The sequence below is a fragment of the Brevundimonas sp. genome, from assembly GCF_032055285.1.
Taxonomy (GTDB): Bacteria; Pseudomonadota; Alphaproteobacteria; order Caulobacterales; family Caulobacteraceae; genus Brevundimonas.
Genome location: NZ_DAMBRE010000007.1, coordinates 67,233 through 78,679, shown reverse-complemented (window position 1 = coordinate 78,679; position 11,447 = coordinate 67,233). Strand labels below are relative to the sequence as shown.

General features: G+C 70.3%; 9 protein-coding genes. 5 read left to right on the top strand and 4 right to left on the bottom strand.

Features of this window, described 5'->3' with window-relative positions; genetic code table 11:
• Window positions 1–4: 4 nt before the first annotated feature.
• From murD to RTY13_RS14985, 4 genes are all read left to right on the top strand, one after another.
• Complete coding sequence (gene murD, locus RTY13_RS15000; RefSeq protein WP_312784610.1) at window positions 5–1,483, top strand: UDP-N-acetylmuramoyl-L-alanine--D-glutamate ligase; 1,479 nt, start codon at window positions 5–7, stop codon at window positions 1,481–1,483.
• On the top strand, window positions 1,480–2,661 hold the full coding sequence (locus tag RTY13_RS14995; protein WP_312784609.1) for a putative peptidoglycan glycosyltransferase FtsW: 1,182 nt from the start codon (window positions 1,480–1,482) through the stop codon (window positions 2,659–2,661). The genes murD and RTY13_RS14995 overlap by 4 nt, the downstream gene beginning before the upstream one ends.
• A 124-nt stretch (window positions 2,662–2,785) precedes the next feature.
• Complete coding sequence (murG, locus tag RTY13_RS14990; RefSeq protein WP_312784607.1) at window positions 2,786–3,880, top strand: undecaprenyldiphospho-muramoylpentapeptide beta-N-acetylglucosaminyltransferase; 1,095 nt, start codon at window positions 2,786–2,788, stop codon at window positions 3,878–3,880.
• A gap of 49 nt (window positions 3,881–3,929) precedes the next feature.
• Window positions 3,930–5,060 (top strand): mechanosensitive ion channel family protein, encoded by a 1,131-nt coding sequence (locus RTY13_RS14985; RefSeq protein WP_312784606.1) that lies wholly within the window; start codon window positions 3,930–3,932, stop codon window positions 5,058–5,060.
• Between the two features lie 122 nt (window positions 5,061–5,182).
• Here the strand turns inward: RTY13_RS14985 and RTY13_RS14980 are convergent, their stop codons facing one another.
• Window positions 5,183–5,638 carry a hypothetical protein gene (locus RTY13_RS14980; protein WP_312784604.1) on the bottom strand — a complete coding sequence of 152 codons (456 nt, stop codon included), beginning with the start codon at window positions 5,636–5,638 and terminating at the stop codon, window positions 5,183–5,185.
• 202 nt (window positions 5,639–5,840) lie between these two features.
• On the opposite strand from RTY13_RS14980, the gene RTY13_RS14975 reads away from it, so the two are divergent.
• The gene (locus RTY13_RS14975) at window positions 5,841–6,569 is read left to right on the top strand and encodes a WecB/TagA/CpsF family glycosyltransferase (RefSeq protein WP_312784602.1); all 729 of its coding nucleotides are present in this window, start codon (window positions 5,841–5,843) and stop codon (window positions 6,567–6,569) included.
• 144 nt (window positions 6,570–6,713) lie between these two features.
• Here RTY13_RS14975 and RTY13_RS14970 read toward each other — a convergent pair whose 3' ends face one another.
• Genes RTY13_RS14970 through RTY13_RS14960 form a run of 3 tightly spaced genes read right to left on the bottom strand, consistent with a single transcriptional unit; the run spans window position 6,714 to window position 11,423 of the window.
• Window positions 6,714–10,154: an AAA family ATPase gene (locus RTY13_RS14970; RefSeq protein WP_312784600.1), complete on the bottom strand. Its 3,441-nt coding sequence runs from the start codon at window positions 10,152–10,154 to the stop codon at window positions 6,714–6,716.
• Window positions 10,155–10,164: 10 nt separating this feature from the next.
• Complete coding sequence (locus tag RTY13_RS14965; protein WP_312784598.1) at window positions 10,165–10,821, bottom strand: thioredoxin domain-containing protein; 657 nt, start codon at window positions 10,819–10,821, stop codon at window positions 10,165–10,167.
• Window positions 10,818–11,423 carry a DsbA family protein gene (locus RTY13_RS14960; RefSeq protein ID WP_312784596.1) on the bottom strand — a complete coding sequence of 202 codons (606 nt, stop codon included), beginning with the start codon at window positions 11,421–11,423 and terminating at the stop codon, window positions 10,818–10,820. Before RTY13_RS14960 ends, RTY13_RS14965 begins: the two co-directional genes overlap by 4 nt.
• Window positions 11,424–11,447: the final 24 nt, after the last annotated feature.

Genomic DNA, 11,447 nt, shown 5'->3' with positions numbered 1-11,447 from the left:
TCCCATGATCCCGGTTCCCGGCTTCGAGGGGCGTCGTGTCGCGGTCTTCGGCCTGGGCCGGTCCGGGATCACCGCCGCGCGCGCGCTTCAGGCCGGCGGCGCCATCCCCATCCTGTGGGACGATGGCGTCTCGGGCCGGATGCAGGCCGAGGCCGAGGGCTTTTTGGTCGAGGACCTGACCCGCGCCGACTGGTCGGGCTTCGCCGCCCTGGTCCTGTCGCCGGGCGCGCCCCTGACCCATCCCAAGCCGCACTGGACCGTCGAGCGCGCCCATGCGGCGGGCGTGCCGGTCATCGGCGACGTCGAGCTTTTCGCCCGCGCACTGCACGCCTTGCCTGAGGGCCGGCGCCCGCACGTCGTGGCCATCACCGGCACCAACGGAAAGTCCACAACCACGGCCCTGATCGGCTGGGTGCTGAAGTCGGCGGGGCTGAGCGTCCACATCGGCGGCAACATCGGCATAGGGGTTCTGGCCTTGCCTGCCCCGACGCCCGACGCCGTCTATGTCATCGAGGTCTCGTCCTATCAGCTGGACCTGACCACCAGCTTCGCGCCCGACGTCGCCATCCTGACCAACATCAGCCCCGACCATCTGGACCGCCACGGCGGCATGGAAGGCTATGTCGCCGCCAAGCAACGCATCTTCCAGGCGCAGAGCGCGGACGCGCTGGCCCTGGTCGGCGTGGACGAGGACTGGGGGCAGAGAATCGCGGCGGACCTGCGCAAACTCGGACACCGCGTCTGCACGGTTTCCACCTCCGCTCATCCCCGCGGAGGCGGGGACCCAGTGAGAGCCGCGCACGCAACGCCGACCGAACCTCTGCAGCCAAAGAACTGGGTCCCCGCCTCCGCGGGGATGAGCGGGATAGAGGCTGAGCCCGGCGCATTGCTGACTGATGGCGAGGTGCTGGCTGACCTGTCCGCTGCCCGCTCGCTGCCCGGTCGTCACAACGCCCAGAACGCCGCCTTTGCCTATGCCGCCGCCCGTGCGCTCGGCGTGTCGCATGAGGCAGCGGTCGAGGGGCTGCTGACCTTCCCCGGTCTGGCGCACCGCATGGAGGCCGTGGGCCGTCTCGGTTCCATCCGCTTCATCAACGACTCCAAGGGCACCAACGCCGACGCCGCGCGTCAGGCCCTCGCCTCCTACCCATCGGTGTTCTGGATTGCGGGCGGCAAGGCCAAGGAGGGCGGCATCGACAGCCTGCGCGACCTCTTCCCCCATGTCGCCAAGGCCTATCTGATCGGCGAGGCCGCCGACGCCTTCTCCGTCACACTGGCCGACACGCCGCATGTCGTGGCCCACACCATGGAGCGCGCCGTCGAGCTGGCCGCCGCCGACGCCGCCAAGGCCGGGGGAGAGCAGGTCGTCCTGCTGTCGCCCGCCTGCGCCAGCTTCGACCAGTTCCCTGACTTCGAGGTGCGGGGCGAAGCCTTCCGCGCCGCCGTCCTGGCGCTGGGCGCCAAGCCGGAGCCCGCCGCATGAGCCAGAGCTACAGCCACCCCTTTTCGCGCAATGATCAGAGCCTGATCGCGCGCTGGTTCTGGACCGTGGATCGCGGCCTGCTGGGCGCGGCCCTGACGCTGGTGGCGCTGGGCGTGTCGCTCAGCTTCGCCTCCAGCCCCGCCGCCATTCTGGCGGATGAATCGATCACCGATCCCTTCCACTATTCGTGGCGGATGATCGTCTGGGCGAGCATGGGCACGGGCCTGATGCTGACCACCTCTCTGCTGTCGCCGCGTGGCGTCCGGCGGATCGCGGTCCTGGCCCTGTTCGGGGCCATTGTGGTCATGGCGGCCCTGCCCTTCATCGGCGACACGGTGAAGGGCGCCGCGCGCTGGGTGAACCTCGGCCCGTTCAGCCTGCAACCGTCAGAGTTCGCCAAGCCCGGTCTGATCGTCTTCGCCGCCTGGATGTTCGCCGAGGCGCAGAAGGGGCAGGGGGTGCCGGGCGTCAGCATCGCCTTCGGTTTCTGGGCCCTGACCGTCGGCCTCTTGCTGATCCAGCCCGACATCGGCCAGACCTTGTTGATCACCACCACCTTCATGGCCGTCTTCTTCATGGCTGGGGTGCCGCTGAAATGGGTGGCCGTCATCGCCGCCATGGGGGCGGGCGGGGTGGTGTCGCTCTATTTCACCTTCAGCCACATGCGCGATCGCCTCAGCCGCTTCCTGTCGCCCGAGACGACCGACACCCACCAGATCGATCGCGCCTCCGAGGCCATTCGCGCTGGCGGCCTGGTCGGGCGCGGCATCGGCGAAGGCGTCATGAAGCGCCGGGTGCCCGACCTGCACACCGACTTCATCTATTCGGTCGGCGCTGAGGAGTTCGGCCTGATCCTGTCGCTGTTCATGATCGGCCTCTACGCCTTCATTGTCATCCGCGGCATGCGCAAAGCCATGAAACTGAACGACCCGTTCGAGCAGACGGCCGCGGCGGGCCTGTTCATGCTGATCGGGTTGCAGGCCTGCATCAATGTGGCGGTGAACCTGAACCTGATCCCGACCAAGGGCATGACCCTGCCCTTCATCAGCTACGGCGGCTCGTCGATGATGGCCATGGGCCTGACCATGGGCTTCGCCCTGGCCCTGACCCGCCGTCGTCCGGGGGCCTATGAGCCGGGCTCCAACATCTCCCCGCCGCGTCGTCGCCTGCTGCCCTGACGCGTTTTCGTCATCCCGGAAGCCCGAAAGGGCTATCCGGGACCGCTCCATACGCCGCGCCTGTGGCGGTCCCGGCTCTCCGCCTACGGCCTCGGCCGGGATGACTGTCTGATTTGAGGGTCCCATGACCGAGAAGAACAAGGTCTGCGTCGTCGCCGCCGGAGGCACTGGCGGCCATATGTTCCCCGCTGAGGCTCTGGCCCGCGAACTGGCGTCGCGCGGCTGGCGTGTGGTCCTGGCCACCGATGCGCGCGGCGAGCAATACGCCCACGCCTTTCCCGCCGAGGAGCGTCTGGCGCTGGACGCCGCGACCGGCTCGGGGCCCATTGGAATGCTCAAGGCCGGTCTGGCCATCTGGCGCGGGGTAGGGCAGGCGAAGTCAGCTTTTGACCGCACCGGCGCGGACGTGGTCGTCGGCTTCGGCGGCTACCCGTCGGCCCCGGCCCTAGTCGCCGCCATTCTGCAGAAGCGCCCGACCCTGATCCACGAACAGAACGCCGTCCTGGGCCGCACCAACCGGATGCTGGCCCCCCGCGTCGGCGGCGTGGCCTCGGCCTTCCCCACGCTCGGCCGCGCGCCCGAGGCGGTGAAGGCGCGGGCCCAGGTCGTCGGCAACCCGGTCCGCCCCGATATCCGCGCCCTGTTCGACCGCGCCTATGTCGCGCCCGATGGCGACGGCCCGATCCATGTCCTGGTGACCGGCGGCAGTCAGGGCGCCCGCATCCTGTCCGAGACCGCGCCCCGCGCCCTCGCGGCCCTGCCTGAGGCCATCCGCAGCCGCCTGAAGGTGCAGCAGCAGTCGCGGCCCGAGACGCTGGAAAGCGCCCGCCAGATCTATCTGGAGGCGGGCATCGACGCCGAGGTCGCCCCCTTCTTCCGCGACATGGCCGACCGCCTGTCCAAGGCGCATCTGGTCATTGGCCGGGCGGGGGCCTCGACCTGTTCGGAACTGGCTGTGGCGGCCCTGCCGTCGGTCCTGATCCCGCTCAAGATCGCCATGGACGACCACCAGACCCTGAACGCCCGCGCCCTGTCCGAGGCCGGCGCCGCCCGCGTCATCGCCGAGGACGATCTGACGGTCGACAGCCTGACCGCCGCCCTGACCGAGGTCCTGTCGGACCCGGCGCACCTGGCCGCCATGTCCGCCGCCGCCCGCTCCGTCGCCATCCCCGACGCCGCCGCCCGCCTGGCTGATCTGGTCGAAGCAGCGGCGCGCTGAAGCGCCGCACGGCCTTGGGTCGGGCGGCAAAGCTGGCTAGGCTCCCGCCATGCCCCAGTTCGTCGTCGACCTGACCAACAACGTCTTCGCCCTGTGGAACCAGTTCCACTGGCTGCCCGAATGGGCCGTGATCTCGATCATCACCGCCGTCTTCGTCTTCATCGGCTGGGCGGCCAATCAGGTGGTCTTCGCCCTGCTGAAGCTGGCGGTGCGCAATCGCGATGTCTTCTGGAAGGGGATGCTGGGCCGCGCCCGGCTCAAGGTCCGTATCGCGGTGATGATCATCGCCCTGGCCCTGGCGGTGACGGTGTCGCCGCTGGACCCCGAGCCGTCGCTGCTGATCCGGCGCACCCTGTTGTTCGGCTTCATCCTGGTGTGCGGCTGGATGCTGGCCGGGGCGGTGGACATGGGCGCCGTTGTCCACCTCAAGAAGTTCAATATGGACACGGAGGACAACCTCCTGGCCCGCAAGCACGTCACCCAGACGCGCATCCTGCAGCGGGTGGCGGCCATCCTGATCGGACTGATCACCCTGGGGCTGGCGCTGATGACCATTCCGGGGGTGCGCCAGTGGGGGCTGTCCCTGCTGGCCTCGGCGGGGGTGGTGGGCATCGTCGCCGGTCTGGCCCTGCAACCCTTCCTGACCAACCTGATCGCCGGCATCCAGATCGCCACGGCCCAGCCGATCCGCCTGGACGACGCCGTCATCGTCGAGGGCGAATGGGGCCGGGTGGAAGAGATCACCTCGACCTATGTCGTGGTCAAGCTGTGGGACTGGCGGCGCATGGTCCTGCCCCTGACCTACTTCATCCAGAAACCGTTCCAGAACTGGACCCGCGACGACAGCCGCCTGATCGGGGTGGCCTTCCTCTATGTGGACTATGAGGCGCCGATCGATCGGCTGCGGGTCAAGCTGGAATCCATCGCCCACGCCTCGCCCCTGTGGGACGGCGACGTGGTGGCCTTGCAGGTCACCGACATCACTGACCGCGTGGCCCAGGTCCGTTGCCTGACCAGCGCCAAGAACGCCTCGGTGGCCTTCGACCTGCGCTGCGAGGTGCGCGAGAAGATGCTGGCCTTCATGCGGGACGAATGCCCGCAGGCCCTGCCGAGGGACCGGGTGGACCTGGATCGGAACGGTCGCGGAATTCTCCCTCCCCTTCATGGGGAGGGTGGCTGACGCGCAGCGTCAGACGGGTGGGGGCGCTTCGGCAAAGCAAACGCCACGCCTCGCATCGTCAAGCCCTCCCCACCCGGTCGCTGCGCGACCACCCTCCCCATGAAGGGGAGGGAGAAGGGCTGTCAGTCCTTCATCCGTTCGCGCCCGATGCGCACGGCCTCGGCCGTGCTGACCGCATCCGCCGTCCGCGTCTCCACCCCACAGGCCACCGCCGCCAGTTCCGCCGCATCTCCGCCCGGCGCGATGGCGTAGGGCGCGGACTTCGTCGGCGTGATCGGCCCCTCGGACCCGTCGGCTTTCAATGACGCGAAGTCGAGCCTATCCGCCGTCTGCGCCGCGCAGTCGAACCGCCACCAGGACCAGCCGCCGGCATAGGCCACGCCGCCGATCACCATGTCCTCCTCGCTCACCTGCAAGGACCGCATCCGCACGCCTTCGCCGTCGGGCGTCAGCGAGGCGGCGTCGGCGAAGACGGCGAACCGTCCCACGCCGGTCAGGACCAGGGCGTGGTCCTGGGCCGTCGCGCTGGTCGCGCACAGGGCGAGGGCGACCGTCAGGACCATCAGGGCTCGCGTCATCGTGGCATCCTGTGTTTCGTTAACCGCATCCGCAAACCACGTGTTGAGACGCCGCGTCTATAGCCAAGCCATGTATCAGGAACCGCTCGGAGTCGACGCCGCCCTCGCCCCGCCTGATCGGCGGGCGCATGAACGACGTCCGTTCCGCCAGACGCGCCGACCTGAGGAACGCGTCCGCATCCTAGGCGAGACCGTTGATCTGATGCGGCTTGAAGAAGTCCTGCTGCACGTCGAGCGCTGCATCGAGGCGGGCGCGCGCAGCATCATCGCCAACCACAACCTGCACAGCCTCTATCTGCTGCCGCGCACGCCGGGGATGCGTCGGCTTTATGATCTGGCCGACGTGGTCGAGCTGGATTCCACCCCTCTGATTCATTTCACCCGGCTGCTGGGCCTGCACAGCCGGCCCTTCCACCGCTGCACCTATCTGGACTGGCGCGACCAGTTCTGGAGCATGGCTGACCGTCAGGGCTGGCGCGTCCTCTATGTCGGCGGCGCGGACGGGGTGGCGACGACGGCGGCGGAACGTCTGGCCGCGCGTTATCCGGGGGCGGCGATCAAGGGTCTGTCCGGCTATTTCGACGCCACGCCGGGATCGACGGGCAATACCGCCGTCCTCGCCGCCGTGCGCGAGTTCCAGCCCAATGTCCTCTTCGTCGGCATGGGGATGCCGCGTCAGGAGTTGTGGATCGCTGACAACATCGAGGCCATGCCTGACGCCGTCATCCTGCCGGTCGGCGCGGCCTTCGACTATGAGGCGGGCGTGCAGAAGACGGCGCCCCGCTGGATGGGGCGGCTTGGCGTCGAATGGCTGTTCCGCCTGTTCGCCGACCCGAAACGCCTGTTCACCCGCTACTGCGTCGAGCCCTGGTTCCTGATCGGCCCGGCCCTGGGCGACGTGCGGGCCGCGATGCGGCGCAAGAAGCGCTGAACCTCTTTCCTCCCCACCCGGTGGGGAGGGGGACCGCGTAGCGGTGGAGGGGCTTTTGCGTTTGAATGAAGCGGCCCCTCCGTCACGGTTGCTTCGCGCCCGCGCCCCCTCCCCATGAAATGGGGAGGAGAAGCCGTGGCGTTTCTACGCCGCCACGATCTGCTCGGCCTGTTTCAGGTTGACGCTGACCAACTGGCTCATGCCGCGCTCGGGCATGGTGACGCCGTAGAGGCGGTCCATCCGGCTCATGGTCACCGGGTTGTGGGTGATGACGATGAAGCGGGTGTCGGTGCGGCTGCGCATCTCGTGCAGCATCCGGCAGAAGCGGTCGACGTTGGCGTCGTCCAGCGGCGCGTCCACCTCGTCCAGCACGCAGACGGGGGCCGGGTTGGCCAGGAAGACGCCGAAGATCAGGGCCGCCGCCGTCAGGGCCTGCTCGCCGCCGCTCATCAGGCTCATGACCGACAGGCGTTTGCCCGGCGGACAGGCGTAAATCTCCAGCCCCGCCTCCAGCGGATCGTCGCTCTCGACCAGCTTCAGCTCCGCCTGACCGCCGCTGAACAGGGCCTCGAACAGGGCCTTGAAGTTGGCGTTGATGACGTCGAAGGCCGCCACCAGCCGCTCGCGGCCCTCGGCGTTCAGCTCGTCGATGCCGTCGCGCAGCTTGGCGATCGCCTGGGTCAGGTCGATCCGTTCCGACTTCATGGCCCCCAGACGTTCGCCGTACTCGGCGGCCTCTTCTTCGGCGCGCAGGTTCACCGCGCCCAAAGCCTCGCGTTCGCGCTCCAACCCGGTCAGCAGGCTCTCGGCGCCGGCCGTGTCCGGCGGACGGGCGATGGCGTCGTCGATCAGCTTCTGACCCAGTTCGTCGGGCGACATCTGCGCCGTCTCGCGGACATTGGCCTCGGCCTCGGCCAGGCGCTCGCTCGCGGCCTCGGCGCGGGCGGCCAGACCAGCGCGGGCCTCGCGCGCGGCGCCGGCGGCGGCCTCGGCGGCGCGGCTGGCGCGGTCGCTCTCGCCTGCTGTGCTCTCGGCCAGCGACAGGGCCTCGGCGGCGGCGCTCTTGCGCGTCTCGGCGGCGATCAGAGCGTCCATCAGCGTCCCGCGCTGCTCGGCGAACCCCTGCGGCGCGATCTCGGCCTGCGTCAGCAGGGCGGCGGTCTTGTCGGCGTCCTTGCCCAGGGCGGCGACGCGGGCGGCGCTTTCCTTCGAGCGCCCGGCCCAGCCCTCGTGGGCGCGGGTCAGGCTGCCCAGACGCTGTTCTCGCCCGGCGCGGTCGCGGGCCTCCTCGTCGCGGGTCGAGCGGGCGGTCTGGGCCGCTTGCCGGGCCGCGTCGGCGGCGACGCGGGCGGCGGTCAGTTCGTCGCGCAGGCCGGCGATGGTCTCGGACGGGGCCTCCACGCTTTGCGCGGCCTCCAGCGCGGCTTTCGCTTCGGCCACCTCGCCGTCCAGCCGGGCGACGGTCTCGTCCAAGGCTTGGGCGCGGGCCTCGCGGCGGGTCTGGTCGCGCATCAGGCTCTCGACCCGGTCGCGCGCGGCGACCACGGCCTTGTCGGCGGCGAAGGGTTTGAGACGGGCGGCCTTCACCGTCTCCTCGGCGGCGCGGAAGGCTTCAGTGGCGGCCTTCTGGGCGGTCTGCGCGGCCTCCAGCGCGGGCTTGCCCGTGTCGATCTCGGCTTCCAGCTCGGCCAGACGCGTGCGCTGGGCCAGCCGCACGGCGGCAGGACGCGGGGCCTCGGCGCGGCTGACGAAGCCGTCCCAGCGATAGAGGTCGCCTTCCACAGTCACCAGACGGGCGCCTGTCGGCAGGGTCTTGGCCAGACGCGGGGCTTCGGACTGGCTGGCGACGACGCACAGGGCCAGACGCGCGGCCAGTTCGGCGGGCGCGGTCACATGGGCGGCCAGCGGCGTCACGCCTTCGGGCCAGGCCGGGGAGGGCGCGTCGGCGCCGGCCCAGTGGGCGGCGGCGCGGGCGTCCAGCGCCGCGTCCAGATCATCGCCAAGGGCGGCGGCCAGTGCGGCCTCATAGCCCTTGGCCGCCGACACCTTGTCGAGTGCGGGCGGGTGATCGCGCTTGCCGGTGACCAGCAGTTGCGCCAGGCCCCGCGCCTCGGTCTGCAACCGGCCCAGCCGGTCCTCGGTGGCGCGAGCAGTCGTGCGGGCCTCGGCCTCGACGCGGGCCAGGTCGCCGCGCGCGGCTTCTGCGGCCTCGACAGCCTCGCGGGCGGCGGTCAGGTCGGCCTGCGCTGTTTCCAACGTGGTGCGGGCGACGGCCAGTTCCGGCGTCTCGAGCGGGCCCAGGGCTTCACGCTCGCGCCTAGCCTGATCATGCTGGCCGACGACGCGAGCCAGCCGGGCCTCGGCGTCGCGTTTGCGGGCGCTCTCGGCGTTGGCGCGGGCCTCGACGGCGGCCAGGGTGCCGGCCAGACGCTCGACCTCGGCGTCGGCGGCCTTGCGGGCGTCCTCGGCGGCCTGCAGGGCCCTTTCCAGTTCCGGCCCGCGCTCGGGCGCGGCGGCGATCTCGGCCTTCAGCTTCGTCAGTTCGTGGTCCAGCCGGTCCAGCTCGCGCCGGGCGTCGGCGGCCATCCGCGCCTCGCGCTCGACATCGGCGGCGATGCGCGCCGCTTCGGCTTTCAGGCGCTCGACCTCGGCGCGCGCGGCCTGTTCAGCCATGTCGAGGCGGTCGCGCTCCAGCGTGGCCCGGTGCAGCAGGGCGCCGGCCACGGCGTCTTCTTCGCGCGCGGGCTTCATCGCCTCTTGCGCCTTCAGGGCCTCTGCCTCGGCCCTGGTCGCGGCGGCGCCGGCCTCGGCCACGGCGCGGTCGGCGTCGCGCAACTCCTGGGCCGCGACCTCGGCGGCCGCCTTGGCGTCGTTCCAGCGCACATAGAGCAGGGCGGCCTGCAGGGCGCGGATCTCGGCCGAAATCTTCTTGTACTTCTCGGCCTGACGCGCCTCGCGCTTCAGCCGGTTCAGCGTTGTTTCGAGCTCGCGCCCAATGTCGTCCAGCCGATCGAGGTTGGTCTCGGCGGCCTTCAGGCGCAGTTCGGCCTCGTGGCGGCGGGTGTGCAGACCGGCCACGCCGCCCGCTTCTTCCAGAATCCGGCGACGGTTCTGCGGCTTGGCGGCGATCAGTTCGGAGATCTGGCCCTGGCGCACCAGGGCCGGGCTGTTGGCCCCGGTCGAGGCGTCGGCGAACAGCAGCTGGACGTCGCGGGCGCGGACCTCCTTGCCGTTGATGCGATAGGTCGAGCCCTGGCCCCGGTCGATGCGGCGCGAGACTTCCAGAACGGGAGAGTCGGTAAAGGGCTGGGGCGCGCGTTTCTGGGCGTTGTCGATGGTCAGGACGACTTCGGCGTGGCTGCGCGGCGGACGGCCCGCGGCCCCGGCGAAGATGACGTCGTCCATGCCCTGGCCGCGCATGGCCTTGGCCGAGTTGGCGCCCATGACCCAGCGCAGGCTTTCCAGCACGTTGGACTTGCCGCAGCCGTTCGGCCCGACCACCCCGGTCAGGCCGGACTCGATTTGAACTTCCGCCGCGTCGACGAAGGATTTGAAGCCGACGAGCTTCAGTCTCTGGAACTGCATCGGCGGGGGCTTAGCGCCCCTTGAGCAGCGGGTCTATGGCTGCCGACAGGGTTTCCAGAGAATGATCCAGGGTGCGACGACCGTTGACGAAGAAGGTCGGGGTGCCATCGACCCCAGCGGCCACGGCGGTCTCGATGTCGTGTTGCAGAGCCTGGCCTGTGGCGGGGTCGGCCAGGCAGGCTTCGACCTGGGCCTGGGTGCGGCCGCTGACGCCGATGGCGCCCATGTACCATTGCCGGGCGTTGCCGCTGGCGAAGGCGGCGGCCTGGCCCGCCATGAAGTGATGGGCCACGTCGAAGAACCTGCCCGGCGCGGCGCAGCGGCCGATGGCGGCGGCGGTGGCGGCGATCTGAGCGGGTTGGGTCGGCATGTCGCGGAACACCAGCTTGACCTTGCCGGTGTCGATATAGCGGGCCTTGAAGGTCGGCAGGACGTCGTTGGTCCAGTCGGCGCAGTGGCTGCAGGTGAAGGAGGCGTACTCGATCACGGTCACCGGGGCGTCGGCGCGGCCCAGGACGCGGTCGGCGGCGGTCACGGCCGGCACAGCGGCGACGGTCGTCGTCGCGGTCGCGGCGGTGGGCGAGGTTTCGGCGGCGACGACGGGCAGGGCCGCCAAGGTCAGGGCTGCCGTCAGGGGCAGGGTGCGCCACAGGGTCTTCATGGTCATTTCGCGCTCAAAAGAGGGTCGATCCGTTGCGACAGGCCGTCCAGCGAGCGATCGGCCACGACCTCGCCGTTGATCATGAAGGTCGGCGTGCCGGTCACGCCCGCATCCTGGGCCGCCTTGATGCGTTTCTCTATTGCGGCCACGCCGGCCGGGTCGGCGACGCAGGTCTGGAACTGGGCCTCGCTCAGCCCGGCCTCGCGCGCGGTGCGCAGCAGGATGTCGCGCGGCGGGGTGCCGGAATGCAGTTCGGGCAGGGACCGCATGATCTGGTCGATCACGTGGAAGTACTTGTCCTCGCCCGCGCAGCGCGCCAGCAGGAAGCCGGCGACGGCCACGTCCTGGGGCGGGGTGGGGAACTCGCGGAAGACGTAGCGCACCTTGCCGGTGTCCACGTACTTGGCCTTGAATTGGGGCCAGACCTGCTCGTTCCAGGCGGCGCAGCCGGAGCAGGTGACGGAGGCGTATTCGACCACCGTCACCTTGGCGCCCTCGGGCGCGCCCAGAGCCATGTCGCCCTCGGCGGGGGCCGTATCCTTGCCGCTACAGGCCGTCAGCGCCAGTACGGCGCTCAGGGTCGCAGCCCCGATCAGCTTCCTCAACATGTCCACGCCCCCGCCTGGTTGGAG